General features: G+C 52.1%; 14 protein-coding genes. 6 read left to right on the top strand and 8 right to left on the bottom strand.

Annotated features, from left to right (window positions below; genetic code table 11):
- The first annotated feature begins 307 nt into the window (after positions 1-307).
- From VIJ98_RS20300 to VIJ98_RS20280, 5 genes are all read left to right on the top strand, one after another.
- On the top strand, positions 308-1456 hold the full coding sequence (locus VIJ98_RS20300; RefSeq protein ID WP_323271792.1) for an autotransporter strand-loop-strand O-heptosyltransferase: 1149 nt from the start codon (positions 308-310) through the stop codon (positions 1454-1456).
- Positions 1457-1519: 63 nt separating this feature from the next.
- Positions 1520-4771, top strand: coding sequence for an AIDA repeat-containing protein (locus VIJ98_RS20295; RefSeq protein ID WP_323271258.1), 3252 nt, complete (start codon positions 1520-1522; stop codon positions 4769-4771).
- A 417-nt stretch (positions 4772-5188) separates the two neighbouring features.
- Complete coding sequence (locus VIJ98_RS20290) at positions 5189-6424, top strand: oligosaccharide flippase family protein (protein ID WP_323271257.1); 1236 nt, start codon at positions 5189-5191, stop codon at positions 6422-6424.
- Between the two features lie 5 nt (positions 6425-6429).
- Complete coding sequence (locus VIJ98_RS20285; RefSeq protein ID WP_323271256.1) at positions 6430-7299, top strand: ATP-grasp fold amidoligase family protein; 870 nt, start codon at positions 6430-6432, stop codon at positions 7297-7299.
- Positions 7300-7537: 238 nt separating this feature from the next.
- A complete protein-coding gene (locus VIJ98_RS20280; protein WP_154156678.1) occupies positions 7538-8617 on the top strand; it encodes a mechanosensitive ion channel family protein in 1080 nt (359 codons plus the stop codon).
- Positions 8618-8809: 192 nt separating this feature from the next.
- Here VIJ98_RS20280 and VIJ98_RS20275 read toward each other — a convergent pair whose 3' ends face one another.
- The 8 genes from VIJ98_RS20275 to VIJ98_RS20240 form a co-directional block, all read right to left on the bottom strand.
- Positions 8810-9136: a gamma-glutamylcyclotransferase family protein gene (locus tag VIJ98_RS20275; RefSeq protein WP_323271255.1), complete on the bottom strand. Its 327-nt coding sequence runs from the start codon at positions 9134-9136 to the stop codon at positions 8810-8812.
- A gap of 142 nt (positions 9137-9278) precedes the next feature.
- Entirely contained in the window at positions 9279-10142 is an 864-nt protein-coding gene (locus VIJ98_RS20270) for a DMT family transporter (RefSeq protein WP_407330502.1), read from the bottom strand.
- 5 nt (positions 10143-10147) lie between these two features.
- Positions 10148-11518, bottom strand: a complete 1371-nt coding sequence (locus VIJ98_RS20265) for an amidase (RefSeq protein ID WP_323271253.1) — start codon at positions 11516-11518, stop codon at positions 10148-10150.
- Positions 11511-11717: a hypothetical protein gene (locus VIJ98_RS20260; protein ID WP_323271252.1), complete on the bottom strand. Its 207-nt coding sequence runs from the start codon at positions 11715-11717 to the stop codon at positions 11511-11513. The genes VIJ98_RS20265 and VIJ98_RS20260 overlap by 8 nt, the downstream gene beginning before the upstream one ends.
- Positions 11718-11726: 9 nt before the next feature.
- A complete protein-coding gene (locus VIJ98_RS20255) occupies positions 11727-12743 on the bottom strand; it encodes an ABC transporter substrate-binding protein (protein ID WP_323271251.1) in 1017 nt (338 codons plus the stop codon).
- 2 nt (positions 12744-12745) lie between these two features.
- Positions 12746-13582 (bottom strand): ABC transporter permease, encoded by an 837-nt coding sequence (locus VIJ98_RS20250; RefSeq protein ID WP_323271250.1) that lies wholly within the window; start codon positions 13580-13582, stop codon positions 12746-12748.
- An 18-nt stretch (positions 13583-13600) separates the two neighbouring features.
- Entirely contained in the window at positions 13601-14383 is a 783-nt protein-coding gene (locus VIJ98_RS20245; RefSeq protein ID WP_323271249.1) for an ABC transporter ATP-binding protein, read from the bottom strand.
- On the bottom strand, positions 14376-15293 hold the full coding sequence (locus VIJ98_RS20240) for a carbon-nitrogen hydrolase family protein (RefSeq protein WP_323271248.1): 918 nt from the start codon (positions 15291-15293) through the stop codon (positions 14376-14378). The genes VIJ98_RS20245 and VIJ98_RS20240 overlap by 8 nt, the downstream gene beginning before the upstream one ends.
- A 135-nt stretch (positions 15294-15428) precedes the next feature.
- Here VIJ98_RS20240 and VIJ98_RS20235 point away from each other — a divergent pair, with 135 nt between their 5' ends.
- Positions 15429-16088: an XRE family transcriptional regulator gene (locus VIJ98_RS20235; protein ID WP_323271247.1), complete on the top strand. Its 660-nt coding sequence runs from the start codon at positions 15429-15431 to the stop codon at positions 16086-16088.
- The last annotated feature ends 286 nt before the right edge of the window (positions 16089-16374 follow it).

Below are 16374 nucleotides of genomic sequence, written 5' to 3'. Positions count from 1 at the left end.
GCCTGCTTCTGATGCCCGAAACAAAGGTGCAGATGATTAGTTTTTTTTCACTCTAAATAATTCCTCAACAGTTCCGATAACCACCCTCAAGAACAACACCAATAAGAAAATTCCTATTTTCCAGGGCGGGTTATCTATGAATCAGACCATCTCATCTCCGGCTTGTGGCCTGCACGCGATGCGCTCCGTGCGCTCAATTTTAATCAGAGGCTGAGCCATGACTCAAAATCCCCCTCTGCAGGTCGCTGCCCATGACGCCCTTTCAAAGGTTCAGGAGACAACACAATATCCTTTCGTTAGTGCGCCCATGCTTCCAAGCCGGGAGGGACCGGCAGGCATTCGTTACGACTTTAACGATGGTGCCCGCGTCTTGCTGCCGGAAGGCCGCTGGCGCGTTGCGCTCATAGATGAGGATTCAGGCAATATTCTGTTCCACTGCGAATCCGGCGCAGGCTGGGTGACGTCTGCTAAAAAGTATTTCATCCGCTTTCGCATTCGGGTCTGGCGTGGTGATGAGACCTCACCTCTGCTTGATGAAGTGCTTTCGCTCAGGGATCAGCATGTGTTGATTTCATTTCCAGTCGGCACGCTGGGTGACCTGCTGGGGTGGTTCCATTACGCCGAACGCTTTCGCACTCAACATGAATGCAGACTTGAGTGCAGTATGGCGCCCAACATCATCACACTGCTGGAAGGCCAGTACCCCGACATTCGTTTTTCGACTCCAGCAGAGGCGGCGTGCGCGCCTTATGCCACTTACCGCATCGGTTTGTTTTTTGGCGGGAACGATACCCATCAACCACTCGATTTTCGTCAGACCGGTTTTCACCGTATCGCCGGGCATATTCTGGGCGTCGACCATCGGGAAGAAGCGCCTCGGCTTAACCTCAGAGCCCCGCGAACGATCGCCGAGCCCTACGTCTGTATTGGTGTGCAGTCAACCTGTCAGGCCAAATTCTGGAACAACGGCCGCGGTTGGGCCGAGGTGGTAACACACCTTAAAACGCTGGGCTACCGAGTCCTTTGCATCGATCGCGATCCAACGACAGGCCACGGTTTTGTCTGGAATCACATCCCTTACGGTGCGGAAGACTTCACCGGCAACCTTCCGCTGCAGGACCGAGTGGATCTGCTGACACACGCGAGCTTCTTTATCGGGCTATCCAGCGGCCTCTCATGGCTTGCCTGGGCGTCGCAGATTCCCGTGGTGCTGATCAGCGGCTTCACGCTGCCAGGCGCTGAGTTTTACACCCCCTGGCGGGTGTTCAGCAGCCATGGCTGCAGCGGATGCTGGGACAGCATGCATGAAAAATTCGATCACCAGGACTACTTCTGGTGTCCCCGTCACAAGGGAACTGATCGGCAGTTCGAGTGCACCCGGCTTATCACCGGCAGACAAGTAAATGGCGTGATTGACCGTCTCGACGCGCAAATCCGTGGAAATCAAAAAACGTAACTAAACCACCCATGCGTAATCGACATTTACTCGCAGGGAACAAAACTTATAAGAGGCAGGGACATGAATAAGGCTTACAGAATTGTCTGGAGCGCTGCGCAACAGGCGTGGGTTGTTGCGTCAGAACGTGCTGGTTGCGGTGGGCGACCACCGATGGCCGTGAAGCGCATCGTCGGCACACTCCTCCTGATGGGAATGGCAGGTACTGCCGCCGCTACGACCTATGATGGCACGACAGTGGGCTCTGGTAGCTTAACGCTGAATAACGGAGACATTGCCAACAATATCTCGGTGATCAGCGGCGGAAACCTGAACGTGAACAACGGCGGGTTGGTGACCAGCAGTAACGTAGGTAACGGCGTAAACCTTTCCAACATCGTTGTTTCCAGTGGAGGAAGCGCAGTTTCTACTATCGTCAACTCTTCAGGCAGGCAGTACGTAAACAGCGGCGGCAGCGCCACCGGTACCATCCTGAATGGTGGTTCTGAAATCATTTATGTTGGTGCGCATGTTTCGGGCTCCACTGTTAACAGCCGTGCACAGCAGGAAGTTTATGGCAACGTGACATCGACTACCGTTAATAACGGTGGCTCCCTTCTGGTTCTTGGCGGGACAACACAGTCGACCCACGTGACATCCGGTGGTCTTGAGTACGTTATCAGTGGAACAAGTGAATCTGCGCTCATTGATGCGTGGGGCACCCAGACTATTTACTCCGGAGCCAATGCGGTGTCAGCGGTCATTGCAGGCGGGACTCAGCGGGTTAGCGGCTCGGCAATCGATACTACAGTGAAGTCAGGCGGGGTCCAGTACGTCAGTAGCGGCGGTTCCTCCACCGGTACCATTATTGAAGCAAATGCTTCTCAGGGCATCTACGGCACCGCCACCTCCACTCAGGTGAACTCGGGCGGTGCTGAGTATGTTTACGGTGGCGGCACCGCAAGCCTCACCACCGTTAAAGACGCTGCTTACATGCAAATTTTTACTGGTGGGTCAGCCTCACAGGCAACCATTAATTCAGGTGGCACCCTTTATGCTTTCGAGGGTGCTAACGCGACAGATCTGGTCATTAATGCCGGCGGCCGTCTCAATACTTTCACCGGTGCCACGTTAAGCGGCACAAACGCGCTGGGCGAATTTTCGATCATCTCTGGCCATGCTAAAAACGTGCTGCTTGAGAACAACGGCTCATTAACCGTAGACGCCACGGATTCTTCAGAGAGTACAATTATTAATCAGGGCGGCGCCGAATACGTGAACGGCAGCGCTTCCGGCAGTGTGGTAAATAATGGTGGTGTGCAACGCGTAATGGCTGGAGGCACGGCCAATGGGACAACTGCCAATGCCGGTGGTGAGCAGCAGGTTTACGGTACCGCTATTTCAACGGCGGTTAACTCCGGTGGCGCACTTTCCGTGTTTGACGGCGGCGTCGCAAAACAGGCGATGATTAACAGCGGCGGTTCTTTGTCGGTCAACAGTGGAGGAACCGCGACAGATACAACCGTTCAGGCTGGCGGACTGCTGAGTATTGCTGATGGAGGAATTCTGACGCTTGCCGACAATCACTTTGTGAACAACGGCACGACATCTTACGATACTGCCAGCGATATGTCCCTGGATACTAATCTGTCTGGTATTGGTCAGTTGACTAAGAACGGAAGCGGCACGCTGACGCTCGGTGGCACCCTTGCTCAGTCGCAAGTGAATCTGAATGCCGGTTCGCTGATTATGGATGGTTTGCAGGCCACCACTGACATAGTGGCGATCTCCGGCACATCACTATCACTGGTGAACAGTACCAGCCTGACGGGTATCATCGACCCGACCGATGTCAACATCGACAGCAGCAGTATCTGGAATATTACGGGCGACTCGTTGGTTGACACGCTGACCAATGCCGGCAGCATTGTTTTTGCCGCACCTCAGGGTACGTTCACTCCCCGCACGCTCACCGTGACCAATCTTGTTGGCAATGGGGGGACCATTACCCTGAATACCGTTGCAGGCAACAGCAGTTCACCTACCGATAAATTGATTATTGATGGTGGTCAGGCGACGGGCAGCACAGGTCTGCGAGTGCTAAACCGCGGCGGACTGGGTGCACAGACCACTGGAAACGGGATCAACCTGGTAAGTGCGATTAACGGCGCAACAACAGATTCAGGAGCCTTCAGTCTTAACCAGCCGCTGGTAGCAGGCGCCTATTCCTACAGTCTTTACCGTAATGCCGATCAGAGCTGGTATCTGACCTCCCAGCAAATTAGTACCTCAACACCTGCCACGCCTGCAACACCTGCAACACCTGCAACGCCGGGCACACCGGATCAGGACAGCGGAACAGGTACGCCGGTCAGTAACACAGTCAACTACCGTGATGGCATGTGGAGCTATGCTGCACTTCCTGCTCTTTCGTTCGATTATGACCGCCTAGTTGCAGGCACCGCCGATACACGTTTCCATTATGCCCAGGACAGCCGTATGTGGGGCCGCGTGGTGGCAGGTCAGTTGCGTCACGACAATAATGGCAGCCTGACTGGCGGCGGGGTTCCGGAAAGCAGCGGCGCTTATAGCTTCCTGCAAATTGGCGGCGACCTCTGGCAGTTCTCGGGATCCAATGCCGACTGGCGTGCCGGTATTTACGGTGCAACCGGGTTGATGCGCAGTGACGTTTGGCGTGATGGTGGGAAAAGTGAAGCGGGCACCGATCGTGATACCGTCTACACGGGTGGTGCCTATCTTTTAGGTCAGAGCCATGAAGGATTGCGTTTAGATGGCCTGTTGCAGGTAAGCCATCACAGCATTTCCACGGCCTCCAATGACGGCACGCGGTTGTCGACATCAGGCACCGGTTGGCTTGCTTCGGCACAGGCTGGACAAGCGTTCATGCTGTCTCCTGCCCTGTCGCTTGAGCCACAATTGCAATACACTATCCAGGGCATTTCACTGGATAATGCACAGGACGATGCCGCATCACTGGACTGGTCTGACAGTCGCCGCCAGTCCGTTCAGGCGGGATTGAGGATCGGTACTCCTCTTAGCAGCCCGGCGAAAGTGCTATGGTGGGTCACACCTTCACTGACACAATCTTTTGGTGGCCATAGCAACGTATCAGCCTCTGTGCAGGGCGTTTCAGATTCAACGGCTTCATTCCGCACTGACCTTTCAGGCACCAGTATCGGCCTGAACGGTGGCATAAACGCGCAAATACGTGAGAATGTTAAGCTCGGCGTACAGGGTGGATATTCCGAAGCGCTTCACGGTGGTGAGTCTGGCGGCTTCTACGGTCTGGTCAATCTGGGCTATTCATTCCGCTAAGCGGCAATACAGTGCCGGGCATAGCTGCCCGGCGCTTCTTGTTCATATGCTCCGCAGTTCCAAAATATTAGTAAATATCGTCTGCAATCCTCATCAGGAAGTGCTGGCGCTATTAAAAAAGATCTTCGTCACATTATCCACAGTCGAGCAGCATTAAATAATGGACTCATTATTTGAGAATGCACGTCATTAATCTGATTAATCAAAAAACTCTTCACTAATTCTATTTCAGCAGCCACACTGTCAACCAAATTAATTAAGTATAAATAAATAATATGACATTGAGCGCTGCTCATATATGAGCATGCTGCAATAAAACATAACATTAGCGCATATAGCAAAAAAGTTTCATATTGCTGATGATTCATTACACGCGCTGAACATCATCAATACTGCTATGGATATGAGAAACGAGCAATGTACTCTAACTCAATATGGATCATGTTAGAAAAGTCGGTAAATATCATCGGGCTCATCTATATCAATGCACTGATGGCAAAATACATTGGCCCTGAAGACTTTGGTAAGATCAACATTTCAACTTCTCTATTTATATTTGTGCAAACGCTGTCGTGGTTTGGTGGTCAGAACATCCTGTTTAAGCGCATGAGTGAAAATACTAAGTCAGGAATTGCGTTAGCGATGCACACGCAAAATCAACGGCGTATTTTCTTCCTGCTGTCATCAAGCTCAGTGTTGATCTATCTCTATTTTTTCACAGACATCATTGTTTTTTTATTTGGTGTGGCCAACGGTATTGCCACCTACTATATCGTGATGGACTTCTTTTCCATCTACAACAACACCCAGTTAAAATCAAAAATCAACACCATCACTAATGTAATTGGCTTATCTGTTGCTCTGGTGATTCGGTTCTATATCTCACACTTTAAACTGCCAGTGTACTACTTCACCCTGCCGATTATTCTCATCCCGCTGATACCTTACATCCTGCGTCTCCTCTATTTTAAATACACCACAAAAGTACACGAGAATCGTAAGGGCGCCGGAATGTATAACCGGCATATGCTGTTTACCGGGGGAGCGCTGATCTTATCGAGTCTTTCTGCGGACATCTACACACAGATATCGAGTATCTTTCTGGCAAAAATCCTTTCTTACTCAAACCTGGGCGTTTATAGCGTCGCGTTAACCATAGGAGGTGCCTGGTCATTTATCGTGCTGGCATTAATAACAAGCTTCTTCTCAAAGATCTACAGCGAAAAAGATCAAATCACCGTTGAAATGCTGCTGATTAAAATCAATCGCATTGTCATCCTGTTTTCGCTTATTGCGTTAGGTGGATTCTATATTTTTGGTGATTACTTTATCCATTTACTGTATGGCGATAAGTATATGGATTCGGTAAATATCATTCCCATTATTATCATTGGTACGATGTTCTCTGCATTAGGCACAATTTGCTATCGCTATATGATAAAAGAGTCCGGATACAGTTACCTGGCTAAAAAGATGTTTTTATGCTGTGTCTTAACCATACCACTATCCTGGCTAATGATTAATGCTTACGGGATTAATGGGGCTGCATACTGTTTTTTGATCGTTGAGATTTTGTCTTGCACTTTACTCAATTACTTTTTCAGAAATAAAACAATCATCAAAATGCATCTTAACATTTTCAAACTGAGATAATTTTAATGAAAATGATAAAACACACAGTCAAATCCGCATTAAAAATCAGCGCTCACATGTACCCAGAATTTTGCGCAAAAACTCACTATTATATTAAGTTCAAGAAAAAGCTTAACTTAACCAACCCGATCAATTTCAATGAAAAAATTCAGTGGCTTAAATTCAATGAGTTAAATGGTGACATTTATACATTGTGCGCGGATAAGTATAAGGTGCGGGAGTATGTTACAGCGAAAGGGTGTGGTGAAATACTTAACCAACTCTACGGCGTGTATGATGATCCGCAGGAAATAGACTACCGCGCATTACCCAATAAGTTTGCCCTCAAGTGTAACCATGGCGCAGGCTATAACATCATCTGTGACAACAAAGCTTCACTGGACATTGAACAAACCAACAAGCAGCTTAATAAATGGTTAAAGCAGGATTTCTCAAGCCATTTTATTGAACCCCAGTATAAGAAAATAGATCGCAAAATCTTATGCGAGAAATACATTGAGAATGAACGTGGAGGTTTTCCTGAAGATTACAAATTTTACTGTTTCAATGGAAAACCTTATGCGGTGATGGTTTGCATGGAGCGAGAAAAAGGCAAACCTAAGTTCTATTATTTTGATATGAACTGGAACCCGCTTCCCTTTGAAGATACTGTTGAATTAATCAATTCCAACAATTATCCGAAAATGCCCGAAGGTTTTCATAAAATGAAAGAGTATGCTGTTAAACTGGCTTCGGATTTTAAATTTGTCCGCGCTGATTTTTACCTTCTCAATGGTAACGTTATTTTTGGCGAATTGACCTTTACGCCGTCTGCAGGACTCGATGTTACATTGCAGGAAGCCGATGCTATTTTAGGCCACCAGCTAAAGTTGTAGTGTCGAAAGTGATTGATTTTCCTTCTATCGAAACAGGTGCGCATCAATGCGCACCCTCCAATCCTTCGTAGGGTCGCCATTTATGGCGGCCGATGAACTTGCCGCCCATCCCCTCCAGCCACAGCGTCTATACTGATATGCGTAAAGAAATAATCCGCAGATAACCGATAAAAGAATGGTTACTGATTTTTTAACTTATCTGACAACCCAGGTTGTTGGCTTAATAAAAGGGAAAGTAATGCCATTATTATTTGATGAGTTATCGGGTGCGCCGACGTGGGTGCCTGCTGTATTACTTGTCACGCTCTCACTCGCAGTGGGTTTTCTGGCACGGTTTATCCTGCTCAGATTCATTCGCTACTGGCAAAATCGTGACAGAAAACTGTTCAAATCACTGGAAAAGCATCTGCGTGGCTCGATGTTTCTGTTCATACCTTTGCTGTTAATCAGTGCAGGGCTTAACTCTGTTAATATCCAGCCTGGATCCCTGAGTTTTATCACTACCACCGTTAATATATTTATTATTCTATCCTTCTGCTCTGTGATAATTCGGTTGATTAATGTGGCGCAGGATATGCTTTTCATTCGCTATGATATCAATCTCTCGAATAACCTTCGCGCGCGAAAAATTCGCACGCAGATAATGTATGTCAAAAAAGTCGCTATCGTCGTATTGGTGACGTTGTGTCTTTCACTGATTCTGCTTAGTTTCCCTGGCGTCCGAAAATTCGGCACCACCATTCTCGCCGGTGCCGGTGTTGCCGGTATTATCATTGGTTTTGCGCTGCAGAAGTCGCTGGTCAACTTGTTTGCAGGTATTCAGATCGCCTTTACGCAGCCAATAAAAATTGATGATGCCGTGGTGGTAGAAAATGAATGGGGTTGGATTGAAGAGATCAACCTGACTTATGTTGTTGTGCGTATCTGGGATCTGCGCCGTTTGGTTCTGCCCATTACCTACTTTACTGAAAATGCCTTCCAGAACTGGACGCGCAATAACGCCCAAATATTAGGCTCGGTGTTTCTTTACCTCGATTACTCCATGCCGTTAGAACCGCTGCGCAGGCATTTTGAAAGAGTGCTCAGCGAAACTAAACTTTGGGATCAGCAAACTCAGGTGCTTCAGGTTACGGATACGACGGACAAAACCATGACGATACGTATGTTGATGACGGCACAAAACTCCCCCACCGCCTGGGATCTGCGCTGTTACGTGCGGGAAAAGATGATTGAGTTTATTCAGCAAAATTATCCGCAGAGTCTTCCTCAGGTCCGGGCGACACTGACTGATGCCGGGACTCGAGAAGCTAGGGATTAAGGTTGTCGTGGCAAATCTTATACAGCACATGCTCAGCAAGAGCGTGATCGGCTGGTAATGCGGGATGCAGAAATGTTTTTTGTTTCTGCATCCCCAATCGCTTCATCAGATTCTCGGACGGAGTGTTACGAAAAACGCGCCAATCCTTTGTAGGGTCGCCATTTATGGTGACCGAAAGACGCAATATTGACGTTACTCTTTAAGCATATAAATGCATGATTTAACGGTTAAACCTTCTTCCGTTACGACATCGACCGGTACTCGCTCATATTCATCGCCCTCGAACTTATCAAGCAAATCCCAGTTTTTCGCCAGATTTTCAGAAGAGAATAAAAATCCTTCAACCCGGTTGCCTGAGTCATCAAGTACGATACCCGGATAGCCCATTTCCGCCCCCCACCCTTTTTCCTGCAGAGAACCGCCAACATTTCCCTTCTGCCAGGAGCCTCCTATGTTTTCCAGAATATGAGCGTTTGGACGGCCAGGTCCCAAAGTTCCATAAACAAATAAGCTTTCCATTCTTTCTCCTGGATTGAAAATGTTAATAGTAACTGCTCATTAATTTATTGATTAACATAGATAACGGATGATTTGAAGCAACAGAAGTTAAATAATCCGGGCGTTGCAAAGCGACCAGTAGTATATTTGCGAGCGCGTTCTTTCAATCAGTAACCAGTCGAAAAAACTGCACTCGCACCACCGCCAGCAAAATGCCGCCAACAATCAGCAGCGTACCGAGCACTTTACTGTGATCGAGGGATTCATGCAGGATCGCCACGCCCATCAGCAGCGCCAGCGCAGGGCTAAGCAGCGACCAGGGTAAGATCTGGCTGGCAGGATAGCGTTTCAATAAGCCGTACCAAAGCGAATAGGCGAAGACCGACGAACCCAACGCGCTGTAAATCACGCCCAACCAGCCGCGCCAGCCCGCCTGCATCAGCAAGGTGAATTGATGTTGCTCGGTTAGCAAGGAACTGATGCCGACCAGTGGAATGGCAAACAGCGATAACCAGCCGGTCATTGCCAGCGGCGCAATCGGCGGTAGACGTTTGATAATCACCGTGCTGCATGCCCAACCACAGGCGCTGATCAGCAGCCACATCATGCCTTGCCAGTTCGTCAGCGCCGGGCTGCCCGCCAGAATAATCACGCCAATAAACGCCACGCCCACGCCACAGATTTGCCGATAGCTAAGCCGCTCTTTGAGGCAAAACGCCGCTAATAGCATGGCGATTGGCGTACCCATCTGGATAAACACAGCAGTGGTGCCGGCATCGGCGGTTTGCATGCCGATCACCATCAAGCCGAAATGCACAAAGCCGAAAGTGAAGGCCAGCAGCAGCATGCCCGGTATCTGGCGACGCGTCAGGCGGTGAAACGGCAGCAGGATCGCCGCCACCAGCATGAAACGCAGCGTCAGCATAAATAGCGGCGGCAGTTCCATCAGGCCAAACTTCATGGCAATGACGTTGAACGCCCAACCGTTGACCACCAGCACCAAAATCAGTACATCGCGTAGCGGCACTGCTTTCACGCGCGCAACCGCGTTGGGGTTTGCAGATGATAGTCGTGGTCCAGCTGGAAACGGCGCGCCAGTGCCAGCAACTGACGTTCGGCGCCGTCGCGTCCAATCAGCTGCATACCAATCGGCATGCCGTCGCGATCAAATCCGGCGGGATGGCTGATGGCCGGTAACGCCGACAAACTCGCCAGCGCGTTGTAGCGCATATTGCCAGTCAGCACGCTCTCTTCGCGGTCGCCCATCTGAATCGCTTCCAACCCTTTATGCGGCGCGGTAAACGGCAGCGTCGGCACCAGAATCACATCCACCTGATTAAGGTGTTGCAGCAGCTGCATGCGTAAACCAGTGCGGAAGCGCTGCGCCTGCAAATACTCCACCGCGCTGATGCCTAAACCGGCCTGCAGCAGTTTGCGCACGTCGGCGCCATACTCTTCTTGTCGCTCTGCCAGCCACGCCGCATGCAGCGATGCCGGTTCGGCGAGGTTGATCAGTACCAACGCGTTAACCGCCTGATCGAGCCCGGTGAAACTCAGCGTCTGGCATCGCGCACCTGCCGCGCTGAACCACTGCACCATTTGGTCGTAAGCGCTGGCAACGTCCGGCTGCACCTGCTGATGCACATCAGGCAGCAGACCGATGCGCAAGCCAGCCAGTTCCGGCAAGGCGCTCAGTTTTCCTGCCTGGCCATCAAGCACATCAAACAGCACTTCGCACTCTTCGGCATAGCGCGCCAGCGGCCCAACGGTATCAAGGCTGGAGGCCAGCGGGAAAATGCCTTCGGTGGAAAGCCGTCCCACGCCAGGCCGCAATCCGGTGATGCCATTCATGGAGGCCGGTAAGCGAATCGATCCGCCGGTATCGGTACCGAGCGAGGCCAGCGCGCTGCGCACCGATGCCGCTACGCCCGAGCCGCCGCTCGATCCAGCGGGAATGCGCGTGTCATCCCACGGATTGCTACTGGCGCCATAGTGGGGATTATTAGTGGTGCCGCCCCACGCAAACTCATGCATGTTGGTGCTGCCGATAATCAGCGCACCGGCCTGCTTCAAACGCTGTACCACCCGCGCATCACGGGTGGCGATGTTGCCGCTGAGGATTTGGCTACCGGCATGCATCTCTTCCCCGGCCAGATCGATATTGGCCTTAATGGCGATCGGCATGCCGTGCAACGGCCCAAGATCGTAGCCCTGTTCCAGCAGGCGCTGGCTGGCTTTGGCGGTTTGACGCACCTGCGAAACATACACTTCGTTAAACGCATTAAGATCGTGCGTGGCTTCTTCGCGCGCCAGGCAGGCTTCCACCAGATCCGGCACGCTGGTTTGCCGCGTGCGCAGCTGCTGCGCAAGAGTCAGCATCGAGACATCAATAAATTCACTCATGCGGCAACTCCAGCGGCGGTTGCAAAGCCGAAACCCAGGCGGTTGCCGGTAATAAGGTCGGCGGGAAATGCGTGGCGGCAAAGGCGCCGACGCCCGCCGCGCGCGTTTCACAATCTCTGAGTAAAGGCAGTAACTCGTCAGCATCGGCCGCGCAGTGGCGCTGAATCAGCGCCAGTCGCAGTGCAATCGGGTCGATCATGGCGGCTCCTTATTTATCACCCATCGCATCCACCGCCGCTTTGGCTTTGGTTGCCAGCTCGGCGTTGACGTTGTTTTGATAAGAGGTGGCTTCCGACGGATAGGCTTTGATGTTTTTGGCGTACAGCGCGATGTTCATGTTGTTGTCCCACGCCTTCTGCGACACCAGCACATTCTCCGGATAGCCTTTGGCATCAATCTCACGCTGCACTGCTTTCTTCACCACCGCTTCCGGCAGCGCCGGGAAGTATTTGCGGGCGATCTGCACCGACTCTTCCTGATGCTTATAGATGAAGCGCGATGCCTGCTCGAATGCCGTCACCACCGCCTGCGCCGCCTGCGGATTTTTGTCGATGTACTGCTGCGTGGTGGTCAGGCTGGAGAAAGCAAACGGATACCAGGATTGCGCCGCCGAGAACGAATACACCACGTGCAAACCGTTCTGTTGCTCAGCCATGGTCACCTGCGGTTCCGCTGCCAGTGCGTAATCCGCTCGCCCCGCCGCCACCGCTGGAATTTCATTACCGATCGCCACATGCACCAGCTTCACGTCTTTCAGGTTGTTTTGTTTGATCAGATAACTCATGAACGCCCAGGTAGTATCGGGCTGTGGGCTGGTGACCACGCGTTTACCTGACAGCAGCGATAAGTTGTCCTGCAGTGAAGCCGCTTCTTTGCCGAAGACAAAGATGGTTGGCGCGTTCTGCACGCCCGCCACCACCACGCCTTTGCCGCCGTTTTCACGGGTTTTCGGCACAAACACCGGATCCTGAATCGAGAAATCCGCCGAGCCGCCAATCACCGCCGCCCAGGATTGCGCCCCGCCGCCGCCGGTGCTGATTTTTACCTCAACGCCCTGCTGTTTGAAAAAGCCCTGCTCCTGCGCCACGTACAGCGGCAGATAGAGCAGAGACTGGAAAGCCTGATTAATGCGTACCGGGGTGTCGGCAGCCAGCACCGTATGCACACTGACCAATGAAGCTAAAGAAACTGCGGCAGAGATCGTAGCGAAGCGAAATGTTTTCATGATTATTTCCTGTCCCAGGAGAGAATGAGGCGTTCAAGAAAAGCCACCAGCGCGTTAAAACAGAGCATCATCAGCATGACCAGCACGATGCCAGCCAGCACAATGTTCATACCGAAGTTGGAGCTGCCGAGCAGGATCATGTGTCCAACGCCCGCATCGGAAGAGATGTATTCGCCAACGATGGCGCCGACCAGCGCAAAACCGACGTTGAGGCGTAAACCGGACAGCACCCACAGCATCGCCGACGGCACCACCAGCTTGAAGAAAATGGTGCCGCGTCCGGCGTTGAAGGAGCGCAGCAGATTAATCAGATCGGGATCGGTGCGCATCGCGCCTTTATAAGAGGTGGTCAGCGATACGACCACGCAGGAGAACGCCACGATCACCACTTTCGACAGCATCTCGGTGCCGAACCAGATGATGGTCATCGGCGCAATCGCCAGCACCGGAATCGAACCAATAGCGGCAATAAAAGGTGCTGCTAAATCCGAGATAAAGCGCGAGTACCACAGCAGCAGACCGAGAATCGATCCACCAATTGCGCCGACCGCAAAGCCAACCAGCGTTTCCAACGCCGTCACGCGGATGTCGGTGAGCATTTCCCCGCTGTTGAAACGCTGTACCAGTACCTCCCACACCTGCGACGGGCTGGAAAACAGAAACGCATTGATATTGCCGCTGCGCACACCAAGTTCCCAGCCGCCGAGCAGCACCACCACAATCGCGATCTGTAACACCAGCAAGGTGTAACGACGCGCGTTAGCCGAGCGGAAGAAGGTTTCGCGTGTGCTGCGGTTGGCGGTCGCAGCGACCGTTGGGCGCGTAGACACCGTATTCATCACCATGACATCCTCTTGTTAGTTAACCGGCTCGGGCTGGGTGCCGATGCTGCGCCAAATGCGCTCGTAATATTCGTTAAAGCGCGGCGCTAAACGGCGCTCGGGAATCGATAGGCTGTCGGTACCGAGATCGACCTCAATCTCCTGCACAATTTCACCCGGACGCGCTTTCATCACGTAAACGCGATCCGACATCGTTACCGCCTCTTCGATATCGTGGGTGATGAAAATCACCGTCTTGTGCTGCTGCTTCACTACGCTGAGCAGCTCGCTTTCCAGCGCGATTTTTAGCGGGTAATCCAGCGCTTTGTAGGCTTCATCCATCAGGATGATTTCCGGGTTGGTCACCATGGTGCGCATCAACGCCACGCGCTGGCGCATACCGCCGGACAGCTGTGAAGGATACTTCTGTTCGTAGCCGCTCATTTTGTAGAGCTCGAACAGTTCACGCGCTCGGGCACGCGCTTCGGCTTTTGCCGTGCCACGCACTTCAAGGCCGAGAATCACGTTGTCGATCACCGTGCGCCACGGGAACAGCAGATCCTTTTGCAGCACATAACCAAGTTCCGCCGATGGCGTGCCGGTAGTTTCACGGTTTTTCAGCAGAATACTGCCGCTGTCGGGCATCAACAGGCCGGTGATAATGTTGAACAGCGTCGATTTACCGCAGCCGCTCGGCCCCACAAATGAGACAAATTCGTTGCGATTGGCGTGGAAGTTGAGGTTGCGTAGCACCGTGACTTCGCCGCCTGGCGTGGGATAACTTTTATGGATGCCTGCGGCTTCCAGAACCTTACTCATGGCTTTCCCCCAAAGGTCGCGCGTGGCGATTGTGAACCGTTAACGGCGAAGGCGGCGCCTGCACCGGAACGTAATCTTTCAGGAAGTGATAACCGAGATAATCGCTGCTGCGCGCATGCAGAATGGCGGATTGGATCTCCACGTTGGCGAGCGCCATGCCTTCGGTGGAGCCGCTGTCGGCGATGATATTACCGAGCGGATCGATAATGCGGCTGTGACCGTGATAGTGCAGATTGCCATGCGTTCCGCACAGGTTGGATTCGACCATCCAGCACTGATTTTCCAGCGCACGAACCCGACCAAACAACGTGTAGCTGTCCACCATCGGATCGGCATCGCCCGCGCTGCCGTCACCGCCGTAACCCCATGCGGTGGGCATGATCATGATATCTGCGCCTTTTAACGCCAGTTCGCGGGTGCTTTCCGGGAACACTTTGTCGTAGCAAATCAGCATGCCGATGCGGCCCAACGGCGTGTTAAACACCGGGAAGTCGCTACCAGGATAGTAAACGTGCTTTTCATCGCCCGGCTGATGTACTTTGCGGTACACACCGACCAAGCCTTGCGGCCCGAGCAGCACCGCGCTGTTAAACAGCACTTCGGCGCGTTCGGGATGGCGCTCGGTCATGCCAAATACCACATGCACGCCAAGTTGCGTCGCCTGCCGCTGCAACGCCAGCACACTTTCACCCTGCGGCACCACTTCGGCCTGCGCCATTTGCCACGCCACGGCTTCACCGTTCCAGTTGAGCGTGTCCGGCAAATAGCCTTGCAGGATCTGCTCTGGAAAGACCACCAGATCGGCACCTTCCTGGGCGGCGTGCTCCATCCAGGCAAGCAGGTTATTGAGATTGCGCGCTTTGTCGTAAAACGCCGCTAGGGTGACACTGGCAATGGTGATGGCGGACATGGCAACAGCTCTCAGAAGTTTTTTTCTAAACTGCTACTTAACTCACACCAAGACCAATACATTTTTCTTATAGGAAATTTTTTATCATATGTGAGAAAGTACTTTTCACGTTACTCGTGGAAGAGACTCAGCATTATGAAAACCACCCGACAGCATGAAGCCTCCGGGCTGGGCGCAGCCACCACCGGCGAGCAGGATTTTGGTATGCGCATCAAGACAATACGTCAGGCGCGCGAACTTACGCTGGAGCAGGTTGCCGAGTTAAGCAGCGTGTCGATCTCAACGTTGTCGAAGATTGAAAAAGGCCAGGTTTCAGCGTCGTTCGATACCATCGCTAAGATCGCCAGCGCCTTTGATTACTCGCTGGCCGAGCTGTTTGCCGAGGAATTACCCAATCAACCGTTAACCAGCGGCGCGATGCAGGGACGGCGCACTTACACCCTGGCAGGCAAAGGCATTGCGTTTACCAATCCGTGGTTTCGCTATGAAGTGCACGCTGCCGAATTGCTGGTGAAGGGCATGATTCCGGTGGTGATGGATATCGAAACTAAGCAGCTGCCGCCACCTGAAGCCTGGTCGCAGCATGCGGGTGAAGAGTTCATTTATGTGCTGAGCGGAGAAGTGATGCTGCATACGCAACTGTATGCGCCGCTGCGTCTGGCGAAAGGCGACAGCGCCTATATCGACAGCACCATGCGCCATACTTTTGTGCGTCTGAGCGACGAGGCTGCCAGTTTGATTTCCATCTGTCAGACGGAAAATCTGGATATCGAGGATTTAGCGGGATTTTCGTAGGGTCGCCATTTATGGTGACCGAAAATCACCGTGACTGGTGTTTTCCAGTTTCGTGCGTACATTGAGATGGTCGCCATGAATGGCGACCATCTCAATGGTTTGGCGGGATTTTCGTAGGCTCGCCATTTATGGTGACCGGAAAACACCGTGACTGGCGTTTTCTAGTTTCGTGCGTGCATTGAGATGGTCGCCATGAATGGCGACCCTACAATGGTTTGGCGGGATTTTCGTAGGGTCACCATTTATGGTGACCGGATAACACCGTGGCTGGTGTTTTCCAGTTTCG

The organism is Pantoea sp. S18, assembly GCF_045689705.1.
Taxonomy (GTDB): Bacteria; Pseudomonadota; Gammaproteobacteria; order Enterobacterales; family Enterobacteriaceae; genus Pantoea; species Pantoea symbiotica.
This window is presented reverse-complemented; position numbering and strand designations above follow the sequence as displayed.